Genomic DNA, 20987 nt, shown 5'->3' with positions numbered 1-20987 from the left:
GATTACAGGCGCCACACCAGGTTCACCCCGACTGCGCGTTCATACACGCTGCGGTTCGCCCCACCGCCGAATTCCGGGTGCGCGGAGTCGAGCAGGTTGCGTCCGTTGACCGAGAGATCGAGGCCGGGACTGACGCGCCAGGTGTAGTTGATATCGAGGGCTTCGTAGGCGGGCACCTCCGGACGGCTCAACTTGCCGTGATGGCGAAGCAGCACGTCGAGGGTCTGGCCCCGGGCGACATCCCAGGAAGCGCGCAGGTTCCAGTAGTTGCTCGGGTCGCTGGTCGCCAGGCCCGTTGCCGCACTGGCGTCCCTGCTCTCCGGTTCGGTCGTGGTACGGACGTGTTGCGCCACGAAGCCGGCCGACAGCCGCAGCGCCTCGGCCGCCTCCCAGGTCGACCACATCTCGATGCCCCTGGTACGGCCGTTGGCGAGATTGCTGAACACCGATCCGGGGCCGCGCGTATTCGGTTCGAGCGTGCGCAGGCGGTCATAGTCGCTGGCAAAGGCGGTGACTGAATACGACAGTGCCGGCGTGGCCTGGATGCGGTAGCCCAGTTCGAGCACAGCGGCCACTTCCGAGCGGAAGTCGGGCCCGCCGGCCAGCGCGTAACGCGGCACGCCGCCCACGACCGGGGGATTGGACGGGCTGTAGAAATCGCGGTCGATGCGCGACGGCGCCCGTACCGTGCGCGATGCCGACGCCCAGGTGAGACTGCTTCCGGTAGGCTTCCACGCGAGCCGCAAGGTCGGCAGGAATTCGAGGCCGGTGTAGTTATTGTGTTCCAGCTTGGCGCCGGCGATCAGGCGCACGGTATCGGTCACGTCGATTTCGTCCTGCACGAAGACATTCCCCCAGTGCAGGTTCAGGTCGCCCGGCAGGAAGGCGAACGCGGCGCCATTGTCGATGCGATCGAAGGCCTGGCGGTAACCCGCGCCCCATACGACGCGGTGGCGCTCGGCCAGCATGACCGAACTTTGCAGTTGGACGTCGATCGTATTCAGATGCTCGATGAAAGCGCCGGGCTGGTTGCGCTCGGTAAAATCCCAATACGCCTGGGCAGTGAGCTCCGAGCCCCCGGACAAGCGAATCGACTTGCGGCCGAGCAGGTTCGCACCCGCAATGCGGATGTCGCGTGTGCCCTGCTGGTGCAAGGCGCCGGTGTACGCATCGCCCTGGACAGTCGCCGTGTCCGTCCCCTGCCCCCAGTCGGCGCGGAACCCGGCCTGCGAGCGTTTCCATCCGGTCGGGCTGGCCGAGCCGTTTTCGCGTCCGATGTCATCGTGCCCGGACGACTTGAGGTAGGTCCGGTAGCGAAGGCCGCCGGCAAGCGCACCGCCATACCGCACCGAGCCCGTTACCAGGTCGCGGTCGTAGCTGGCGCTGACCTGCGTGCCCTGGGTTGCGCCCGCGCCTTTGGTAATGATATTGATGACGCCGTTCACGGCGTTGGCGCCCCACATGGTTGCACCCGGACCGCTGATGACCTCGATGCGCTCCACATCTTCCAGCACCACATCCTGCGCGTCCCAGAATACGCCCGAAAACAGCGGGGTGTAGACGCTACGGCCATCGATCAGCACCAATAACTTGTTCTCGAAGGCGCTGTTGAAGCCGCGTGCGGTGACGGCGTAGTTACGTGCATCGACACGCGCAACCTGCAGGTTGGGAGCGAGCCGCAAGGCCTCGGGCAAGCTCGATGCGCCTGCGCGCCGGATGCTTTCCCCGGAGATCACGAAAATCGAGGCGGCCGCATCGGCTACCGGCTCGGACCGGCGCGAGACCGAGGTCACGCGGACATTCGACAAGGCCTCGAGACTCAGACGGGCGATATCGTCGGGGTCGGTTTCCCTGGCGTGGCAAGGCAAGGCGAGCACAGTGGCTGCGACGACGACTGCTCGGCAAAAATTTTCCATAACGGCTCGAATCGATTCTTTACGACAGTGGCAATGCAAAGGCAGTTACGGCAGGAGGTAACCGCGAGCAGGGTTCGCCGGACAGGACGGATAGCCGGCGAGCAGGTATGAGGGTGAGTCAATACAACTTGCCATTGTAGCAGTTGTATTGATAATTTAATGAAACTTTCCCAGCGGAACGGACGATGCGAGCCGCCCGGCGCTGCGAAAGCGCCGGCACGAACGCAAGCGTGAGGACGTCAACCCCGGACGCGGGGCGGGGGCGTCCGGGCGCGTGCTCCGCAGGCGGAAAGCGGGAGCGCCCGGCCGCTTGTTATCTGGCGCCGGCGGACGCCGACAGCATGCGCTCGACGTAACGCGCGATCAGGTCGATCTCGAGGTTCACCTGCGAACCGGCGCGCAGGTGTTTCAAGGTCGTGACTTCGATCGTGTGCGGAATCAGGTTGATCGAGAAGCGGCACACACCGGCGCCGTCCACGCTCAGGTCTTCCACGCGGTTGACGGTCAGCGACACGCCGTTCACCACGATCGAGCCTTTATAGGCGAGGAACTTGCCCAGCTCCTGGGGCGCGTCGATCACCAGTTCACGCGATTCGCCGACCGGCTCGAAGCTGTGCACGCGGCCCAGGCCGTCGACGTGGCCCGATACCAGGTGGCCGCCAAGGCGCTCGGCCAGGGTCAGCGCCTTTTCCAGGTTGACTTCGCCCGGCGCGTCCAGGCCGACGGTCTTGCTCAGGCTCTCGCGCGACACATCGACCGAGAAGCTCGACCCGGTCTTCTCGACCACCGTCATGCAGGCGCCGTTGATGGCGATCGAGTCGCCCAGCGCGACGTCCGCCAGCGGCAGGCCGCCGGACTCGATCTGCAGGCGCACGCCCGCGTCCAGGCCACCCGCCAGCGGCGCGACCGAATTGATTTTGCCGACAGCGGCGACGATTCCAGTAAACATGCTTAGTCCTCAGTATGGTTCTTGTTCAGTCTTGCCAGGATGCGCAGGTCGGCGCCGACCTGCGTGACGGCGTGGAAGCGCAATGCGACCTTGTCCGCCAGGCGTTTCAAAGGCGGCAGCGCGAACATGCCCTGCCCGCTGCCGATCAGGCTTGGCGCGAGATACACCAGCAGCTCGTCGACGCAGCCCTCGCGCACCAGCGAGGCGTTCAGTTTCGAGCCCGCCTCGACGTGTACTTCGTTGATCTCGCGCCGGCCCAGCTCCAGCATCAGCGCCGGCAGGTCTACCTTGCCATGCGCGTTCGGCAGCAGGATGACCTCGTGGCCAGCCGCCCGCAGCTGCGCTGCCTTCTCCGGATCCGGTACGGCCGCCACGATCCAGCAGGGATCGCCCTGCAGGATGCGCGCGTCCATGCCGATCTCGAGGCGGCTGTCGACGATCACGCGGCGCGGCTGGCGCGCGCCTTCCACGCCGCGCACCGTCAGCTGCGGATCGTCCGCCTTGACGGTACCGATGCCGGTCAGGATGACATTGGCGCGCGCGCGCCAGGCATGGCCGTCCTGACGGGCTTCGGGGCCGGTGATCCACTGGCTCTCGCCGTTCTCCAGCGCCGTCATGCCGTCCAGGCTGGCCGCCGTTTTCAGGCGTACCCACGGACGGCCATGGCGCATGCGCGAGAAGAAGCCGATGTTCAGTTCATATGCCGCGTCGGCCAGCAGGCCGGATGCGGTCGCGATACCGGCCGCTTCCAGCTGCGCCATGCCGCGCCCGGCGACCAGCGGGTTGGGATCGCCCATCGCGGCCACCACGCGGCCCAGGCCCGCCTCGACCAGCGCCTTCGAGCAGGGGGGCGTGCGGCCGTAGTGGCTGCACGGTTCCAGCGTGACGTAGGCCGTGGCGCCGCGTACGTCGTTGCCGCGGGCGGCGGCATCGCGCAGGGCCTGGATCTCGGCATGCGCCTGGCCGGCGGGCTGGGTGTGGCCGGCGCCGATGACTTCGCCATCGCGCACGATCACGCAGCCCACGCGCGGGTTGGGCGCAGTGATGTACATGCCTTTTGCGGCCCATTCGAGGGCCAGCGCCATCGCGTCGGTATCGTTCGTGATCTGCACAGTGTTCTTGATTGGTTCTAGCCGGGTGCCGCCGTGCCGTCGCAATTGGCGTCGCGTTCCGGATCACAGGTGCGCGCCCGGCCCAGCATGTTAATTTTTATACGGCGGATCGCCCCGCCCTGAAACAGCGACAGCGTGCCCCAGCGTGCGGTGGCACTACCGGTTGCGCCGCAGCTGCGCCCGGCGCCATTGTAGGCGATGTAATACGGGGCTGCAGGACTCGTGAAGGCAAAGGCCGCCCTCACCCCGGCGGGCAGCGCCTCGTGCACGGACAGGATGTCGTCCCCGGCGCCTGGCGCCCCGTCGCCGTCGCGGTCCGCGAACACGGTCCAGCCTTGGGTCCAGTCGATGCCGCCGGCGTCGCGCGGCAGCAGCAGGATGCGCTGGTTGCGGGCGATCGCCTGCGCCCGCGCCAGGCTGATCGCGCCGAACAAGTCGTCCGTCGCCGCGCGCAGCTGCCGGGCGCGCAGCAATCCGGCGAGGTCGGGCAAAGCAAGACCCAGCAGGACGGCAGCGATGGCAAGGACGGTCAGCAGTTCGGGCAGCGAAAACCCCTGCCGGGCGGACGTTCGCTTCATGGCCAGCAACGCGTCGACTGCCCGCTCGCGCCCTGCTCGCCCCTGCTGCTCAGGGTCAGCGTGCCGCATTCGGGATCGCGGAAGCGGGCATCGACATTCGACGTGCCGGGCCGCGCCCGCAGCCGCACGCAGTCGCGCAGTTCGCTGCCCGGACAGGCCTCGGCGTCCAGTTCGTAATAGCTGGCGGCGGCGGCACTCCCCGACCACCACGGGAGTCCGTCCACCGGCTCCGCCTTCGAGAAGGCGGCATAGGTATGGTGGGTGGCGTGGTACTGCTCCTGCTGAAGCATGGCCGCGACCAGTGCGACTTTCCCCTCCATGCGGCGCGTGCGCGTCAGGTAGCCGGCATAGCTCGGCCAGGCCAGGCTGGCCAGCACGGAGACGATGAGGAGCACGACCATCGCTTCGATCAGGGTGAAACCGCGTCCCATGGCGCTCTCCTCGGTAGGGTCAATGCGATGCGGCCTGGTGCAGCTCGGGCCAGTTGGCGATCTCGCGCCAGCCCAGGCGTTTGCCGGCGGCGCCCCCGGCGGCACGCCGGTAGTAGCTCTGCAGGACGACGATCGTCGCCGGGTCGGCGCCGACGCCCAGCGCGGTGACGCGAAACACCGGATGAGTCCCCGGCAGCAGTTCGACCAGGTAGCGTGGCGCGGCGGCCGGCAGTGTGCCGGCACCCGTCGGCAGCGCGCGCCCGCTGAAGCGGCCGTATGCGACGCCGGCGCCGCCTGCCAGGTCGGCCGCCTGCCAGGCGGGCGGTGCGGCGCCGCTCGCCGCCTTGCACAGACCCGTCTTCTCGGCCCGGCCGGCGCAGCGCTCGACAAAGGCGCTTCCGTCGGGCGCGCTGAACATCGCGGTACGCGGCGATGCGGCCCCTGCAGCGCCTTCGATATCGCGTTCGGCATCGAGCAGCGCCGCTTCGGCCGCCGCGTGCGCCACCTGGCGGTCGCGTTCGTAGCGTGCCGACCGGGCGCCGGCCAGCGCGGCGCGCGTGCTCGAGAGCGACATCATCAGGAGCGCCAGCATCAGGAACAGCATGGTGATGAGCGCCGCGCCGCGCTCGCGTCGGAATGGCCTCATGGCTGGGCTACCGCAATCGCGAATACGGCCGTGAACAGCCTGCGCGCCCGTGCCGGACCTTGGCCGCGCAGCTCGGCCTGCGCCAGCTGCACGCCCTGGTCGCTCGCCCCGTGCGCGGCACTGTAGGCCAGACCGAACAATGCATAGCCGTCCGGCTGCGGCGCCGCCGACGGGTGCTCGCCATGCAGCAGCAAGGCCACCTGCACGCTGGCGACACGCTTCCACCAGGTCTTTTCCTTGCGCTCGGCGGGCAGCAGCGCGGCATCGAGCGCGGCGATCGCGCCGGCGCTCACATAGCGGTTCGGGATGCCGTCCGGCGGCGTATCGCTGTCGAGCCCATACAGCACCTGGAAGCCGTCGACGCCGGCGACGACCGCGTCCGCGCTCCAGTTGGCCGCACCCCGGTATTTGCAGCGCAGCTCGGCCAGGCCGTCGGCGTTGCGGGCGACATAGAAGATGCTCCAGCCCTCCTTCGCGCCATGCACGGGAAAGCCCGCGCAATCGATCACGCTGCCGTCGCCGTCGGGCGCAGGGCCGGCGCCCGGGTAGCGCACCGCCAGCACGTCGCTGCCGTTGACCGCATTCGCCAGCGGACCGTCGATGGCGGCACTCGTTTTGACCAGCGAACGGCTGTCGAGGCCCGCCAGCGGCGCTGGCGCGTCCTTGTCCAGTCCCGCGCTGCCATGGCTCTCCCAATCGACAAAGGCGCCCTGGCGCACCGCGCGCCCGATCAGGGCCAGCGCATAGCGGCCCCCATCGTCGACGCCGGCCGCGTCTTCATGGGCGACATAGGCCTTGTTCGCGCCCGTCATCAGGACGGCGCCGGCCAGCAGCACGCCGAGACCGAGCGCCAGCGCGACCAGCAGTTCGGCCAGGGTCATGCCGGCCTGGCGCGGCGTGGGGCGGCGCATACTCATCCCGCAACCACCATCGTCACGAAGGGCGCCGCCGCGGAGCTGCCGGGCGCGCGCCAGCCCAGCTTGACGACCACCGGCGCATTCGCGCCGCCGGTGCAGCTCCACTCAACAGCCTGCAGCGCCGCATTCCAGCCGCCGCCGTCGCGGCAGATGGCAATTCGCCCGCCGGGAAAGGCGCCCTGCACGATGCGTGCCGTGTCGTAGAGGTCGAAGGCGGCCAGTTGGGCGGGATCGCAATCGGCGCCGCCGAAGCACTGGACGGGCGGCGCGGCCGGATCGCCGCCGGCCGCGTCGTAGTCGAACTGGAGATAGGGATTGGATGCATCCGGCAGCGCCATCTGCGCCGTGTTGACGCGCATGCGCGCGCCGAGCGAGGCGGCCAGTTGCACGGCTTCCGACTCGAGCGCGGCCTGCTGGCGCAGGCGCGCCGCCGCTACCTGCGTGCTCGCGGCGCCAGCCACGCCGAGCGCCAGCACGCACATGGCGACCAGGACTTCGACGAGCGTGAAGCCTTCGATGCGGCAGCCTTGCAAGGATCACCTCCACAGTTCAGGCGCGTGAATTCGCGCGAGCTGAGAAGTTATCAGCGAGGCGGAGCCCGCCCCTGCGCTCGCTCAAGCGTGCGCAAGCCGTCCAACGGTGTTTGATTTATTTGCGGGAGTGCCCGACTTCAGCCAGGGCCTGCTGGAACTCTGCCAGGTCCTTGAAGTCTTTATAGACGGAGGCGAAGCGGATGTAGGCGATTTCGTCGAGGCGCTTGAGCTCCTGCATCACGAGTTCGCCGACATAGCCGGTATCGACTTCGCGCCGGCCGCTGGTGAGCAGCTTTTCCTCGATCGAGGCGACGGCGGCGTCGATGGCCGCGGCCGGGACCGGGCGCTTGCGCAGCGCCAGCATCAGGCTGCCGCGCAGCTTGCTGCTGGCGAATTCGGTGCGGCTGCCGTTTTTCTTGACGATGATCGGCATCGACAGTTCGATGCGTTCGTAGGTGGTGAAGCGCTTGTCGCATTGCACGCAGCGGCGCCGGCGGCGGATGGCGTCGCCCTCCTCGGATACGCGCGTATCGAGGACCTGGGTGTCTTCATGCTGGCAGAACGGACATTTCATGGGCGCCGGTGGTACTTGGATGATGCTTGGGTAATGCTTGGGTAATGCAAAGGAACGGCACCCGTCAAACGGATTGCCGTTCCTGAACTCTACTACGTTTGCAACTGCATGGTGATTCTGCTTACTTGGCGTACACCGGGTACTTGTCGGTCAGCACTTTCACTTCCGCCTTGACGCGCTCGATGGTCGCGGCGTCGTGCGGATTGTCCAGCACGTCGGCGATCAGGTGGCCGACTTTCGTCGCGTCTTCTTCCTTGAAGCCGCGCGTCGTGAAGGCCGGGCTGCCGAGGCGGATGCCCGAGGTCACGAACGGCTTCTGCGGGTCGTTCGGGATGCCGTTCTTGTTGCAGGTCATGTGGGCCTGGCCGAGGATGGCTTCCGCTTCCTTGCCGGTGAGGCCTTTCGAACGCAGGTCGACCAGCATCACGTGCGATTCGGTACGGCCCGAGACGATGCGCAGGCCGCGCGCGATCAGTGCGTCGGCAAGCGCCTTGGCGTTCTTCACGACTTGCTGCTGGTAAGCCTTGAATTCGGGCTGCAGCGCTTCCTGGAAGGCGACGGCCTTGCCTGCGATCACGTGCATCAGCGGGCCGCCCTGGATGCCGGGGAAGATCGCGGAATTGATCTGCTTTTCGAACTCGGCCTTCATCAGGATGATGCCGCCGCGCGGGCCGCGCAGCGATTTGTGGGTGGTCGAGGTGACGAAGTCGGCGAACGGCACCGGGTTCGGGTATTCGCCGGCGGCGATCAGGCCGGCGTAGTGGGCCATGTCGACCATGAACCAGGCACCGACTTCCTTGGCGATTTTGGCGAAGCGCTCGAAGTCGATGCGCAGCGCAAACGCCGAAGCGCCGGCGATGATCAGCTTCGGCTTGTGCTCGCGCGCCAGGCGTTCCATTTGCTCGTAGTCGATGTCTTCCTGCTCGGTCAGACCGTAGGAAATGACGTTGAACCATTTACCGGACATGTTCAGCGCCATGCCGTGGGTCAGGTGGCCGCCTTCGGCCAGCGACATGCCCATGATCGTGTCGCCCGGTTTGAGCATGGCGAAGAACACGCCCTGGTTGGCCTGCGAGCCCGAGTTCGGCTGGACGTTGGCCGCTTCCGCGCCGAACAGTTGCTTGACACGGTCGATCGCCAGCTGCTCGGCGACGTCGACGTATTCGCAGCCGCCGTAGTAGCGCTTGCCCGGATAGCCTTCGGCATACTTGTTCGTGAGCTGGGAACCCTGCGCTTCCATGACGGCCGGCGAGGTGTAGTTCTCGGACGCGATCAGCTCGATGTGATCCTGCTGACGGGTGTTTTCCTTCTGGATGGCAGCCCACAGTTCCGGGTCAACCTTGGCCAGCGTGTGATCTTTTGCAAACATGAACAAAACTCCAATCGATAAGAGAACCGGACAACGGCTGTGTCGGATCGGCGCGCGGCCCAGGAAACAAACAGCTGCAGCCAGCCGCGCTGCAATGCACGCGAACCATTGTCGGCTGCCCAGGCGAACGGCGGATGAAATCTCACGTTCCCCGGTGGGTGCCCACCTTTCCCGCATCGCTGCGGTTTTCGCCAGTTACGTGAGACATAAATGGACTGGGGATTGTATGTGAAGTGCCCGCTGAGGGCAAGAAAAGCCCTGCCAGGCTGGCAACTACCTCGACCGATCTGGAAAGATAGTCTTTTCAGCTACAATCTCGAAGCACCAGCCACCAGAGGACACTTACCATGATCGTTTTCATCACCGGCGCTTCCGCCGGATTCGGCGCCGAAATGGCGCGCACCTTCGTTCGCAACGGCCACCAGGTCGTGATGGCGGCGCGCCGCATGGAACGCCTCGATGCGCTCGCGGCCGAGCTGGGCGAATCGGCGCTGCCGGTCGAGATGGACGTGACCAGCAAGAAATCGATCGACGAAGCGCTGGCCATGCTGCCGCAATCCTGGCGCCAGATCGACGTCCTGATCAACAATGCCGGCCTCGCGCTGGGCACGGCGCCAGCGCACGAAGCCCCGCTGGACGACTGGGACACCATGATCGCCACCAATTGCCAGGGCCTGGTGACGATGACGCGCGCCCTGCTGCCGGCCATGGTCGAGCGCGGCAGCGGCCTGGTGATCAACCTGGGCTCGGTGGCCGGCCACTATCCCTACCCTGGTGGCAATGTGTACGGCGCCACGAAAGCCTTTGTCGAACAGTTTACGCTGAACCTGCGCGCCGACCTGGTCGGCACCGGCGTGCGCGCGACCAACCTGGCGCCGGGCCTGTGCGGCGGGACCGAATTCTCGAACGTGCGCTTCAAGGGCAATGACGAGGCCGCAGCGAAAGTGTATGAAGGCACGACGCCGCTGACCGCCAAGGACATTGCCGAGACGGCGTACTGGATCGCGACCCTGCCGCCGCATATCAACGTCAACAGCATCGAGATGATGCCGACCTGCCAGGGCTTCTCGCCGTTCAACATCAAGCGCGCCTGATTCGTCGCACCGGATGGCCGCAACCCGGTCAGCCGGGATGCTGCTCGACCAGGTTCCTGGAGCCGAGGGCTTCGAATGCGCGCTGCAGGAACAAGCGTGTCAACAAATACCCGCCCAGCAATCCGATCACGCCAAAATAGGTCAGGGTCGCCAGGGCAAGCGAACGGCTGCCGGGACCACCGAAGGAAGCGGCCATCTCGTTGCCGACGCCGAGCATCGCCTGGCCAACCCGGTCGCTGTTAACCAGCGATACGCCGACGATAATCTTGGTCAACCAGTCGGAAATTTGCTCCAGGTTCGTGTTGACCGCGGTTGAAGGCGCCTGGGTATGCACCGGTTCCGGACGCGCGCCGCCTGCCGGGTTGACGGATGGCAGCGCTCTCTGGTCTTTCCCGGCAATTGCCTCGGCGTTTTGCAGTGCGTTCGTCTTGTCCAGCAAAACAGCCTCGGCATTGCGTTTGTTTTCGCGAAGTCCGGCAAGCGCCTTGCTCGAGGCCAGGACCTGCGGGTCTCCGTCCGCTCCTGCTCCAGCTGCGGTGCGCAGGCGCGCCAGGGCGGCCTCGGCATCGGTCACCTGTTTTCCGATTCCGTCCACTTCCCGCGCCGCCGCCTCCTTTTCGCTCACAGCAAGAGCGACTGTCCCTCTGGCCGATGGACTCTCGTTCCAACGGGTTGAGGCCGCAACCGTCGTGCGCGCCGTGTCGGACGAGAGGGAACGCGGAATGCCGAAAATGAAGCCCAGGAAGGCGCCGACGGCGCAACAGGCAAAGGCCCACAGCAATCCGGCCCAGCGCGCCGCGTTCCTGGTTTTTCCCTCTGTAACAAGCCGTGCACGGACCGATTCGGCCTGCGCCGCCATTGCCTTCGGATCCGGCACCCTTCCCGCAGTGCCGGCCGTTCCGCCGGCCGGCGTTGCCGCCGGGGCCGGCTTTGATTCCGCCGCGGACTTCGTCGCGGGCGCCGCCACACCTGCGCCCGCCGGCGTCCCGGCAACGGTGGCCGGCACGACGACTTCGATCGAGAAAACGAGGAACAGACCTCCGAGGAACAGGGCGCCGAGCATGCAACCATGACATACCAGACACTTTCTTCCACACTGCCCGGCAGCATTTGTCGAACTTTCATGGTGCCTCCGCCAGTCGAGACTACCTGTACATAGTGGCGCTGCGCGCGGCCCGACGTCAATTCCGGACGCCACCGCCATCGTCGTTCTCAGGCAGAGCGCGAATGAACTCGCGAGAGTGTCGCCTTATGCAAACACTGTTTTGCCGATCAATTTCCCGTGGTTAGGTGCTGCCCCGCCGCCCTGCGCCAGTACAGCTCCACCCACACACGCTTATCCGCATGTGCGCTCCGGATACGATAATTGTGAGAAAGTGTTACAGTTATTGTCCTGACAGCGTTGTCTCTCGTCTACTACGCCGCGCTCCACGGATTTCCGATCGAACGCACCGCCGCGCTGTCCCCGGCGGTGTGTCTGCTAGCGCACATTTGTGACGATAGCGTAAAATGTTTCTTTTTATCACTTATGGCAGAGATGATGCCGGCGCTTTTCACCTGGACGGTACGGGTTTATTACGAAGATACGGACGCGGGCGGTATCGTGTTCTATGCGAATTACCTGAAATTTTTCGAACGTGCGCGCACCGAATGGCTGCGCGCCGCCGGCGTCGACCAGCAAGCCCTCATCGAGCGTGACGGCGTCGGCTTCGTCGTCAAGCATGCCAGCATCGATTACCACGCGCCTGCCCGCCTCGACGACGAATTGACCCTGACGCTCACCATTGAAAAGCTCGGCCGCGCCTCGGTCCAGTTCGTCCAGCAGGCCTGGAAAGGCGACTCCTTGCTGGTCGAAGCGCAGGTCAAGGTCGGCTGCGTCGACCTCGCCACCGTACGGCCGCGCTCGCTACCTGGCGACGTGGCTGATAAAATGCGTGCCGCTTGACCCATTCAACAATATTGCATATCAGATGACACCAACCCACGACCTTTCCTTCCTTGCCCTCATCAGCAATGCGCACGCGATCGTGCAGCTCATCATGCTGCTCCTGCTGGTGCTGTCCGTGGTCAGCTGGTCGTACATCTTCCGCAAACTGTTTGCCATCCGCGCCGCCCGCCGCCAGACCGAGCAGTTCGAGCGCAGCTTCTGGGCTGGCGGCAACCTGCATACCCTGCACCAGTCCGCTTCCGCACAACGCGACCAGAGCGGCCCGCTGGCCCGTATCTTCGAAGCCGGCATGGGCGAATTCATCAAGGGCAAACAAGCCTCGCGCGACGCCCTCGACATGGGCGCCGTGCTCGACGGCTCGCGCCGCGCCATGCGCGCCGCCTTCCAGCGTGAACTCGACGGTCTCGACCTGCACCTGAACTTCCTGGCCTCGGTCGGTTCCGTGTCCCCGTACATCGGCCTGCTCGGCACCGTATGGGGCATCATGAATGCCTTCCGCGGCCTGGCCAGCGTCCAGCAGGCGACGCTCGCCGTGGTCGCGCCCGGCATCGCCGAGGCGCTGATCGCCACCGCGATCGGCCTGTTCGCCGCGATCCCGGCCGTCGTCGCCTACAACCGCTTCACGCACGACATCGACCGCCTCGCGACCCGCTTCGAGAGCTTCGTCGAGGAATTCTCGAACATCCTGCAGCGCCAGTCGCGCTGATCCGGGGAGTCGACCATGGCCTTTTCCAGCAGCATGCGCGGCGGACGCCGCAGCAAACTGAAATCCGAAATCAACGTCGTGCCGTATATCGACGTGATGCTGGTGCTGCTCATCATTTTCATGGCGGTGCCGGCCAACCAGACCCCGAACGTGGTCAACCTGCCGAACGCCGAGAAATCGGCGCTGCCGCCGGACACCTATATCCACATCACGGTGAAACCCGACGCCACGCTGTCGATCGGCGTCAGCGGCAAGGAAACGGTCGCCGCCGAATCGCTGCCGGACCGCGCCGCCCTGGTCGCCCGCCTGCGCACACTGCACGAGAGCAATCCGGATTATCCAGTGATGATTTCCGGCGACCGCGACAGCAAATACGCCGATGTGATCGAACTGATTTCGGAATCGAAGAAGCTCGGGATTAACCGCGTCGGTCTCGCAACGAAGTAGGTAATAAAAACAAGCAATGTCTGCAATGAAGCCAGCCACCCACGGCAGTCCGTACACAGTACCGCCAGAACCGAACCGCGTGCCAGCCATCGTGCTGGCGGTGGCGGCGCACGCCCTGCTGCTGGCCTTCCTGTGGATCGGCATCAGCTGGCAGAACACCGAACCGCCCGCGGTCGAGGCCGAGGTGTGGGACATGAAGGTGCAATCGGCCGCCGCGCCCGCACTGCCGCCGCCTCCCGAACCGGAAGTGCGCGAACCCGAGCCGCAGCCGGAACCGACGCCCACCCCGCCACCGCCGGCGCCGAAAGTCGTGGAGCCTGAACTGGTAAAACCGGCGGCGCCGGACATCAATCTCGAACGCGAGAAGAAGCTGGCCGAGCAGAAGAAGCAGCGCGAGCGCGAGCTGCTGGAGAAGAAAGAACGCGAGCGCGAACTGGCCGAGAAGAAGGAACGTGAGGAACTGAAGGCCAAGGAACTGGCCGACAAGAAAGCGGCCGAGAAAAAGCTGCTCGATAAAAAGCTCGCCGAGAAAAAAGAACTCGAGAAGAAAGAGCTCGAAAAGAAGGAAGCCGAGAAGAAGCTGGCTGCCGAGAAGGCGGACGCCGACAAGAAGAAAGTCGCCGCCGAGAAAGCCGCCAAGGCGAAAGCCGAGGCCGCCGAGCAGGCCAAGCTCGACAAGCTGCGCGATGCCGAACTCAAGCGCATTACCGGGGCCGCCGGCAGCGGCGGCGAGGCGCAGAAATCGAGTGCGCCGAAGATCGACGCCGGCTACATCGGCAAGCTGACCGCCCTCATCAAGAGCAATACGACCTTTGCCGGCAGTACCGATGTGCCCGGCAATCCGAAAGCCGTGTTCAAGGTCGAGCTGCTGCCGACCGGCGAAATCCTGTCGGTGCGTCTGAGCAAGAGCAGCGGCGTGCCGCAGTTCGACGATGCGGTGGAGCGCGGCATTAACAAATCGTCACCACTTCCTAAAAAGAAAGATGGTACGGTGGAACGCACAATCGTGGTCAATTTCTCCATGAAAGACCTGGACTGATCGCATCTGAACAATCTTTGCCGAGAAAAGAACGCATGAAAAAACTTCATTATTTGTTATTTTCCGCCACCCTCCTGATCGGGTCGGCAGCCAATGCACAGCTGCAAGTGGAAATCGCCGGCGTCGGCAGCAACCAGATCCCGGTGGCGGTCGCCGCCTTTGCCGACGAATCGATGGCGCCGGAACAGATCTCGGCCATCGTCCGTGCCGACCTCGAGCGCAGCGGCGTCTTCAAGGTCATCAACGCCGGCCAGGCCATCAGCGACAGCGCCAGCATCGACGCCAGCAGCTGGAAGGCGCGCGGCGCCGATGCACTGGTCGTGGGCAGCGTCCAGAAGCAGCCGGACGGCCGCTTCGCCGTGCGCTATAAACTCTACGACACGGTCAAGGGCGGCCAGCTCTCGCAGCTGGGCAATGAAGTGCAGCCGCGCTTCACCCGCCTGCAGGCGCACCGCATCGCCGACGACGTCTACGAAAAGCTGACCGGCACCCGCGGCATCTTCTCGACCCGCATCGCCTACGTGAAGGAAAACCGTGCCGGCCGCGACTTCGTGCTGGCCGTGGCCGACGCCGACGGCGAGAACGAAATCATCGCCGCCCATGGCCGCGAACCGATCATCTCGCCGTCCTGGTCGCCCGACGGCGGCAAGGTCGCCTACGTGTCCTTCGAGGACCGCAAGCCGGTCATCTACATGCAGGACCTGGTCACCGGCAAGCGCCGCGTGATCGCCAACGAAAAGGGCAGCAATTCGGCGCCGACCTGGTCGCCGGACGGCAGCAAGCTGGCGATCGCCCTGTCGAAGTCGGGCAACTATCAGGTGTACATCGTCAACGCCGACGGTTCTGGCCTGCGCCGCCTGTCGAACAGCAGCGGCATCGACACCGAACCGCATTTCTCGGCCGACGGCCAGAGCATCTATTTCACGAGCGACCGCAGCGGCGGCCCGCAGATCTACAAGATGAGCGTCGCGGGCGGCAACGCCACCCGCGTCACCTTCAACGGTAATTACAACATCAGCCCGCGCGTGTCTCCGGACGGCAAGACCCTGGCCTGGATTTCCCAGCGCGACGGCGGCTATTCCCTTTACGCAAAGGACCTGGCGAGCGGCCAGGAACTGCGCCTGGCCGATGGGGCCTCCGAACCGAGTTTTTCGCCGAACGGCAAATACATCATGTATGCGAACAAGTCTGGCGGGCGTGTCGCGCTGGCGGTCGTATCGACGGATGGTCGGGTCAAGCAGCGCTTGTCCACCAAAGCGGGAAACATCAGGGAGCCCAGCTGGGGTCCCTTCATGAAGTAAAAGAACCAAGTTAGCACCCCCATCACCAACCCAAAACCAGGAGAAAAACCATGCGCAACGTTAAGAGTGTGTCCTTCATCATCGCCACCGCTGCCCTGCTCGCAGCCTGCAAATCGCCAACGCCAGTCGCCGAGCCGACCGTTGTCGAGCGTGCCCCGACCGCAGCGCCGACCACCGACCCGCGCGACGTGCGTCCAGTCGAAACCGCGACCGTCGATCCGCTGAACGATCCAAAAGGCGTCCTGGCAAACCGCAGCGTCTACTTCGACTTCGACAGCTACGTCGTGCGTGAAGACGGCAAGCCAGTGGTTGCCAACCACTCGCAATACCTGAACCAGAACAAGGGCCGCAAGATCCTGATCCAGGGTAACACCGACGATCGCGGCGGCAGCGAATACAACCTGGCCCTGGGCCAGAAGCGCGCCGAAGCCGTGCGCCGTGCGATGGCAAGCCAGGGCGTGGCCGAGAGCCAGATGGAAGCCGTCTCGCTGGGCGAAGAAAAGCCGAAGGCAACCGGTTCGGGCGAAGCCGCCTGGGCTGAAAACCGTCGCGCCGACATCGTCTATCAGTAATCCTTAAGCGTCAGTGAATTGACAGCGGGGCGGGTGCAGTGCAGACTGCTACCGCCCCGTTTTTCATTGCATCATTTGTAAAGAAAGAGCCACGACATGCCTAAATTGTTGTCCCCATCCCGCCTCGCCTGCCTGATGCTGGCCGCCTGGCTGCCGCTGCAGGCCTCCGCCGGCATCCTGGACGACGATGAAGCGCGCCGCGCGATCCTCGACCTGCGCGCGAAAGTCGACGCCATCACGCGCGATCTCACCACCCGCCTCGACGCCAAGGCGGACAAGAACGCCACGCTCGACCTGCTGAACCAGAACGAGCAGATGCTGGCCGAAGTCGCCAAGCTGCGCGGGCAGATCGAGGTGCTGGCCAATGAAGTGAGCAAGGCCCAGAACAACCAGCGCACGCTCTACTCCGACCTCGACGCCCGCATCAAGAAGCTCGAACCGCGCGCGGAAACCATCGACGGCCAGACGGCGCAGGTGCTGCCTTCGGAAAAGCAGGCCTACGACAGCGCGATGGAAGTCTTCAAAACCGGCGACTACAAGCGCGCCGCGGGCGCCCTGCAGGACTTCGTCAAGCGCTTCCCGGACTCGGCCTACGCCGCCAACGCCCAGTACTGGCTCGGCAACGCGTATTACGCCCAGCGCGACTACAAGAACGCGATCGCCGCCCAGGAAGTCGTGACCACGACCTACGCCAGCAGCGCCAAGGCACCGGACGCGATGCTCAATATCGCCACCAGCTACGCCGAGCTCAAGGACAAAGTCAAGGCGAAGAAGACCTTGCAGACCCTGGTCTCGAAGTTCCCCGATTCGCAAGCCGCGCAGTCCGCCAAGGACCGCCTGGCCACCCTGAAATAAGGTTCTTCGGCAACATCTGGACGCTGCACGTTTGACAGCACGGCGACGACGCCCTATAATCTTGCTTCTTTCGGGTCGTTAGCTCAGCTGGTAGAGCAGCGGACTTTTAATCCGTTGGTCGCAGGTTCGAATCCCGCACGGCCTACCAAGTTTCAACAAAACGCCAACCTTCGGGTTGGCGTTTTTGTTTCTGCAGTCTTCCCGTTCATTCATTTCCACCTTGCGCACCTGACGCAAGATGCCCACCCTCGCCTTCCCAGTTGGCGACCTCAGCGGCCATGTTTTGGCCCGGTGGACGATAGGTCACGGTCTTGGTGACGGCTGCATCGATTTCCTGGGGCGTCAGCAGCACCGTCGTCTTGCACGTGGTGACGCCGGAGGCATCGACCCTGAGCGCCAGCGCCGCGGCAGTGGCGTTGTCGGGAAGCTCGCCGATGATAACGACATCCCTGTCGCCGAAGACGAAATAAAAGGCTTCGACCTTCCCGCCCAGCGAGTGGAATAATTGATCGACAGCCTCGCGCCGCCGCGTGCCGCCTTCCTTCAGCAGCCCGTTGATTCCCTCGCTGAGATAGCTCGCTTCAATCAGATACCTGGCCATGTGAGGTCCTTCCAGAATGATGTTCCCGACGGAAAGATTCACTTCATGCACCTGCCAGCGGCCCTAGATCGCCGCCGTGTCGCCCGGCCGCCGGTTTGCGTGGACGATGTTTGACAGTTCGCTGGGCCCGGCGGTTCAACCGGCGCGCATGCGAGCAAAAAGTTGGAACAAAAACCGTATCATCGTGAGCGTTACTGGCAAGTTTACTCCGTTGGTCGCAGGTTCGCATCCCGCACGGCCTGCCACGAATACACAGAAAGCCCACGAATTTGCGTTCATGGGCTTTTTGCTTTTCAGAGGTCCGTCAGGCGAGCGCTGGCAGCGACTGCCGAGGCATGCCGGCCAGCTGGAAGCGCGACACCACCGCCGTCAGCTGCGCGGCCTGTTCCTGCAAGGAGGCGGCGGCAGCGGCAGCTTCCTCGACCAGGGCGGCGTTGCGCTGCGTGGTCTCGTCGATCTGGACGATGGCCTTGTTGATTTCTTCGATACCGGAATGCTGCTCGACACTGGACGCCGAGATCTCGCCCACCACGTCGCGCACACGCCGCACGCTGGCCACGACCTGCTCCATGGTCGTGCCGGCCCGCTGCACCAGCACCGTGCCTGAATCCATCTGCTGCACCGAATCGTCGATCAGGCCCTTGATCTCCTTGGCCGCCAGCGCGCTGCGCTGCGCCAGGCTGCGTACTTCCGATGCGACGACCGCGAATCCGCGTCCCTGTTCACCCGCGCGCGCAGCCTCGACCGCCGCGTTCAGCGCCAGGATATTGGTCTGGAAGGCGATGCCGTCGATGACGCCGATGATGTCGACGATCCTGCGCGAGGCGGCGCTGATGGCGCCCATGGTCGTGATGACCTCGCCCACGACCTTGCCGCCGTCGGCGGCCACGTTCGATGCCGACTGCGCCAGCTGGTTGGCCAGGCGCGCATTGTCGGCATTCTGGCGCACGGTGGCCGTCAGCTCTTCCATGGCCGACGCGGTTTCCTCGAGCGAGCTGGCCTGGCCTTCGGTGCGGGCCGACAGGTCCATGTTGCCGCTGGCGATTTGCGCCGATGCCGTGGCGATCGCATCGGTCGAGCCGCGTACCTGGCCTACCACCAGCGCCAGGCTCCGGTTCATGTCGCGCAGCGAGCTCATGACCATGCCGGTTTCATCGCGGCTGTCCACCTCGATCTGCGCCGTCAGGTCGCCGCCCGCAACCCGCTTCGCCACGCTGACCGCTTCCCTCAGCGGCCTGGCCACCATGCGCGCCATCCACACGGCCAGCGCCACGCCGACGCCGACCAGCAGCAGCAATGCACCGATGATCAGCTTGCGCGACATGTCGAACACCTGCCCGGCCACCTGTTCGGATGCACCGCTGCCCTCGTCGTTGTATTTGGCGAGCGCTTCGAATCCCTCGTTGATCTTGCGATAGACCTTGTTCGACGCGCCCTTGAACAACGCCCGCGCTTCGTCCTTGCTGCCGGCGTGCGAGAGCGCGGTCAACCTGGCGCTTTCCGCCATGTAGGCAGCCAGGTTTTCCTGTAACTCTGCATAGATGCGCTTTTCCTCGGGGTCGGACACGAGCGCAGCCAGCGCTTCCTGTTGCCTGCCCATGGTGTCGCGCCGGGTCGCGAGCGACTTGTCGACCGTCTTCATGTCGGCCTCGTCGTCCTGCAGGATGTGCGTTGCTTCCGAAATCCTGAAGCGCGCCAGCGAGGTCTGCACCTCGCCGATGTGGCGGATGGCCGGCATCCAGTTTTTGGCAATATCGCTGGATGAATTGCCGACTTTTACCAATTGAACGATTGAAAATACGCCCAACAGGCAAGTCATGCCAATGACGAGGGTAAACGCGACCAGCAGCTTGCTGGCAATCTTGAGGTGCTGGAACCAGCGCATCGATGTCTCCGATCTTGTTGATGAGGCTTTTGTTATGTAAGTGCTGACTTCGATTATTGGGGCCCCAGCCTTTCAGTTCGGTTTCAATTTCCTAAAAACAAGAAAAACGCCAACCGCGGGTTGGCGTGTCGATCTCGTTTCCCATCATCGGTTAATTGCTCATGCACAATATTGCCCCATGGAATTTCTCTACACTGGGAACCAGGGCGCCGAGACAAGCAGATCTGCGAAGTCATCGGCACCACCTCCCCCACCACTCACTGGAGACCCGCATGCCCCACTCGATCCGATTTCTGCTCGCCGCTGCCCTGCTCGCCTCTGGCGTCGCCAATGCAGCTTCCCCCGCGCCGGCACAGGCGCCGCTCCGGCCCACCCTGGAACAGATGAGCCAACTGGAAGGCGTGTACAGCCTTGCCAACGGCAAGCGGGTGCATATCGTCCAGGGGGACGACCGGCTGTATGCCGAGCTGAACAAAAACGAGCGATTCGAGTTATTCGTTGCCGGACAGGACACGCTGGCTTCGCGCAACGGCCGCGTTACCGTCCGCCTGGCGCAACCGGGCAATGCCGAGCCCCTGCTCGCGTTGCGCCCGGCGGACGCACCCCAACTGCTGCTGACTTCCCTGTAAGCTGCGCCCGCGCCGCCTCGAAGCAAAAACGCCAACCACCGGGTTGGCGTTTTCATTTTCGTTTTCAGCCCCTCATGCCGCCTGCGCCGCCGGGTGCGCCTGCTTCCGGTACAGGAACTCCAGCACGGCGCTGCGGTGCGCCGTATAGCGTGGATCCTGCGCCAGCGCGACGCGGTCGCGCGGACGTTCCAGCCCTACCTCCTCGATCTCGCCGATGGTGGCGGCCGGCCCGTTGGTCAGCATGACGATCCGGTCCGACAGCAGCACCGCTTCGTCGACGTCGTGCGTGACCATGACCACGGTGGACTTCGTCGCGGCGACGATCTTGAGCAGCTCGTCCTGCAGGTGGGCGCGCGTCAGCGCGTCGAGGGCGCCGAAGGGTTCGTCCATCAGGAGCACCTTCGGCTGCATCGCCAGCGCGCGGGCAATGCCGACGCGCTGCTTCATCCCGCCCGAGATCTCATGCGGCCGCTTGCCTTCGGCGCTCGTCAGGCCGACCAGCGCCAGCGCGTCCAGGGTACGCTCGCGCAGCCGGGCCCGCGTTTCGGTACGGCCGAAGACGCGCTCGACGCCGAGGTGGATGTTCTCGTAGCAGGTCAGCCAGGGCAGCAGCGAGTGGTTCTGGAACACCACCGCCCGCTCCGGCGAGGGTCCGGCGATTTCGCGATTCGCGCACAGCAGCACGCCCGCCGTCGGCTTCAGCAGGCCGGCGATCAGGTTGAGCAGGGTCGACTTGCCGCAGCCGGAATGGCCGATCAGGGTGATGAACTCGCCCTTGCGCACCGTCAGGTCGATGCCGCGCAGTGCCTGGAACACGCCCTTCTTCGTGGCGAACGCCATTTCCACGTTGGTGATGTCGATGAATTTTGGATGGTCCATGGTCGG

The 20987-nt window shown here is 64.8% G+C and carries 23 protein-coding genes, 1 tRNA gene and 1 riboswitch; of the genes, 10 read left to right on the top strand and 14 right to left on the bottom strand.

The window, feature by feature from the left end; all coding sequences use genetic code 11:
* Window positions 1-2 precede the first annotated feature (2 nt).
* The 10 genes from ACI48I_RS13125 to glyA all read right to left on the bottom strand — a co-directional run bounded on the left by ACI48I_RS13125 (window position 3) and on the right by glyA (window position 9025).
* Window positions 3-1916: a TOL_0244 family TonB-dependent receptor gene (locus ACI48I_RS13125; protein ID WP_498574421.1), complete on the bottom strand. Its 1914-nt coding sequence runs from the start codon at window positions 1914-1916 to the stop codon at window positions 3-5.
* Between the two features lie 313 nt (window positions 1917-2229).
* The gene (locus ACI48I_RS13120) at window positions 2230-2865 is read right to left on the bottom strand and encodes a riboflavin synthase (RefSeq protein WP_193686495.1); all 636 of its coding nucleotides are present in this window, start codon (window positions 2863-2865) and stop codon (window positions 2230-2232) included.
* Between the two features lie 2 nt (window positions 2866-2867).
* Window positions 2868-3977, bottom strand: coding sequence for a bifunctional diaminohydroxyphosphoribosylaminopyrimidine deaminase/5-amino-6-(5-phosphoribosylamino)uracil reductase RibD (gene ribD, locus ACI48I_RS13115; protein WP_498574420.1), 1110 nt, complete (start codon window positions 3975-3977; stop codon window positions 2868-2870).
* 17 nt (window positions 3978-3994) lie between these two features.
* Window positions 3995-4555 (bottom strand): GspH/FimT family pseudopilin, encoded by a 561-nt coding sequence (locus ACI48I_RS13110; protein WP_193686496.1) that lies wholly within the window; start codon window positions 4553-4555, stop codon window positions 3995-3997.
* Window positions 4552-4986 (bottom strand): type IV pilin protein, encoded by a 435-nt coding sequence (locus ACI48I_RS13105; RefSeq protein ID WP_498574419.1) that lies wholly within the window; start codon window positions 4984-4986, stop codon window positions 4552-4554. The genes ACI48I_RS13110 and ACI48I_RS13105 overlap by 4 nt, the downstream gene beginning before the upstream one ends.
* Window positions 4987-5005: 19 nt before the next feature.
* Window positions 5006-5632: a pilus assembly protein gene (locus ACI48I_RS13100; protein ID WP_193686498.1), complete on the bottom strand. Its 627-nt coding sequence runs from the start codon at window positions 5630-5632 to the stop codon at window positions 5006-5008.
* Window positions 5629-6549 (bottom strand): PilW family protein, encoded by a 921-nt coding sequence (locus ACI48I_RS13095; RefSeq protein WP_498574418.1) that lies wholly within the window; start codon window positions 6547-6549, stop codon window positions 5629-5631. The genes ACI48I_RS13100 and ACI48I_RS13095 overlap by 4 nt, the downstream gene beginning before the upstream one ends.
* Window positions 6546-7082 carry a type IV pilus modification protein PilV gene (gene pilV / locus ACI48I_RS13090; protein ID WP_227496529.1) on the bottom strand — a complete coding sequence of 179 codons (537 nt, stop codon included), beginning with the start codon at window positions 7080-7082 and terminating at the stop codon, window positions 6546-6548. The genes ACI48I_RS13095 and pilV overlap by 4 nt, the downstream gene beginning before the upstream one ends.
* 115 nt (window positions 7083-7197) lie before the next feature.
* Complete coding sequence (gene nrdR / locus ACI48I_RS13085) at window positions 7198-7656, bottom strand: transcriptional regulator NrdR (RefSeq protein WP_193686501.1); 459 nt, start codon at window positions 7654-7656, stop codon at window positions 7198-7200.
* Between the two features lie 121 nt (window positions 7657-7777).
* Window positions 7778-9025: a serine hydroxymethyltransferase gene (gene glyA, locus ACI48I_RS13080; RefSeq protein WP_498574417.1), complete on the bottom strand. Its 1248-nt coding sequence runs from the start codon at window positions 9023-9025 to the stop codon at window positions 7778-7780.
* Between the two features lie 110 nt (window positions 9026-9135).
* A riboswitch (ZMP/ZTP riboswitch) is annotated at window positions 9136-9234 on the bottom strand.
* A gap of 138 nt (window positions 9235-9372) precedes the next feature.
* Here glyA and ACI48I_RS13075 point away from each other — a divergent pair.
* A complete protein-coding gene (locus ACI48I_RS13075; protein ID WP_498574416.1) occupies window positions 9373-10119 on the top strand; it encodes an SDR family oxidoreductase in 747 nt (248 codons plus the stop codon).
* A gap of 28 nt (window positions 10120-10147) precedes the next feature.
* On the opposite strand, the gene ACI48I_RS13070 is transcribed toward ACI48I_RS13075, so the two are convergent.
* Window positions 10148-11182 (bottom strand): hypothetical protein, encoded by a 1035-nt coding sequence (locus ACI48I_RS13070; RefSeq protein ID WP_498574415.1) that lies wholly within the window; start codon window positions 11180-11182, stop codon window positions 10148-10150.
* Between the two features lie 477 nt (window positions 11183-11659).
* On the opposite strand from ACI48I_RS13070, the gene ybgC reads away from it, so the two are divergent.
* The 8 genes from ybgC to ACI48I_RS13030 all read left to right on the top strand — a co-directional run bounded on the left by ybgC (window position 11660) and on the right by ACI48I_RS13030 (window position 17135).
* Window positions 11660-12064, top strand: a complete 405-nt coding sequence (ybgC, locus tag ACI48I_RS13065; RefSeq protein WP_193686505.1) for a tol-pal system-associated acyl-CoA thioesterase — start codon at window positions 11660-11662, stop codon at window positions 12062-12064.
* Window positions 12065-12089: 25 nt separating this feature from the next.
* Entirely contained in the window at window positions 12090-12773 is a 684-nt protein-coding gene (gene tolQ / locus ACI48I_RS13060; RefSeq protein WP_193686506.1) for a protein TolQ, read from the top strand.
* A 15-nt stretch (window positions 12774-12788) separates the two neighbouring features.
* Window positions 12789-13220 carry a biopolymer transporter ExbD gene (locus tag ACI48I_RS13055; protein WP_498574414.1) on the top strand — a complete coding sequence of 144 codons (432 nt, stop codon included), beginning with the start codon at window positions 12789-12791 and terminating at the stop codon, window positions 13218-13220.
* Between the two features lie 25 nt (window positions 13221-13245).
* Complete coding sequence (tolA, locus tag ACI48I_RS13050; protein WP_498574413.1) at window positions 13246-14259, top strand: cell envelope integrity protein TolA; 1014 nt, start codon at window positions 13246-13248, stop codon at window positions 14257-14259.
* 35 nt (window positions 14260-14294) lie between these two features.
* A complete protein-coding gene (tolB, locus tag ACI48I_RS13045) occupies window positions 14295-15560 on the top strand; it encodes a Tol-Pal system beta propeller repeat protein TolB (RefSeq protein WP_193686509.1) in 1266 nt (421 codons plus the stop codon).
* Window positions 15561-15610: 50 nt separating this feature from the next.
* Entirely contained in the window at window positions 15611-16132 is a 522-nt protein-coding gene (gene pal, locus ACI48I_RS13040) for a peptidoglycan-associated lipoprotein Pal (protein WP_193686510.1), read from the top strand.
* A 96-nt stretch (window positions 16133-16228) separates the two neighbouring features.
* A complete protein-coding gene (gene ybgF, locus ACI48I_RS13035) occupies window positions 16229-16987 on the top strand; it encodes a tol-pal system protein YbgF (protein WP_193686511.1) in 759 nt (252 codons plus the stop codon).
* A 72-nt stretch (window positions 16988-17059) separates the two neighbouring features.
* Window positions 17060-17135 (top strand) — tRNA-Lys (locus tag ACI48I_RS13030).
* Window positions 17136-17192: 57 nt separating this feature from the next.
* Here ACI48I_RS13030 and ACI48I_RS13025 read toward each other — a convergent pair.
* Both ACI48I_RS13025 and ACI48I_RS13020 read right to left on the bottom strand, forming a co-directional pair.
* A complete protein-coding gene (locus ACI48I_RS13025) occupies window positions 17193-17630 on the bottom strand; it encodes a GYD domain-containing protein (protein ID WP_227496530.1) in 438 nt (145 codons plus the stop codon).
* Window positions 17631-17892: 262 nt separating this feature from the next.
* Window positions 17893-19473: a methyl-accepting chemotaxis protein gene (locus ACI48I_RS13020; protein WP_193686512.1), complete on the bottom strand. Its 1581-nt coding sequence runs from the start codon at window positions 19471-19473 to the stop codon at window positions 17893-17895.
* A 272-nt stretch (window positions 19474-19745) separates the two neighbouring features.
* Here ACI48I_RS13020 and ACI48I_RS13015 point away from each other — a divergent pair, with 272 nt between their 5' ends.
* Window positions 19746-20102: a hypothetical protein gene (locus tag ACI48I_RS13015; protein WP_193686513.1), complete on the top strand. Its 357-nt coding sequence runs from the start codon at window positions 19746-19748 to the stop codon at window positions 20100-20102.
* 72 nt (window positions 20103-20174) lie between these two features.
* Here the strand turns inward: ACI48I_RS13015 and ACI48I_RS13010 are convergent, their stop codons facing one another.
* Window positions 20175-20981, bottom strand: coding sequence for an ABC transporter ATP-binding protein (locus ACI48I_RS13010; RefSeq protein WP_193686514.1), 807 nt, complete (start codon window positions 20979-20981; stop codon window positions 20175-20177).
* Between the last annotated feature and the right edge of the window lie 6 nt (window positions 20982-20987).

The sequence above is a fragment of the Massilia sp. LXY-5 genome (genome assembly GCF_059801075.1).
This window is presented reverse-complemented; position numbering and strand designations above follow the sequence as displayed.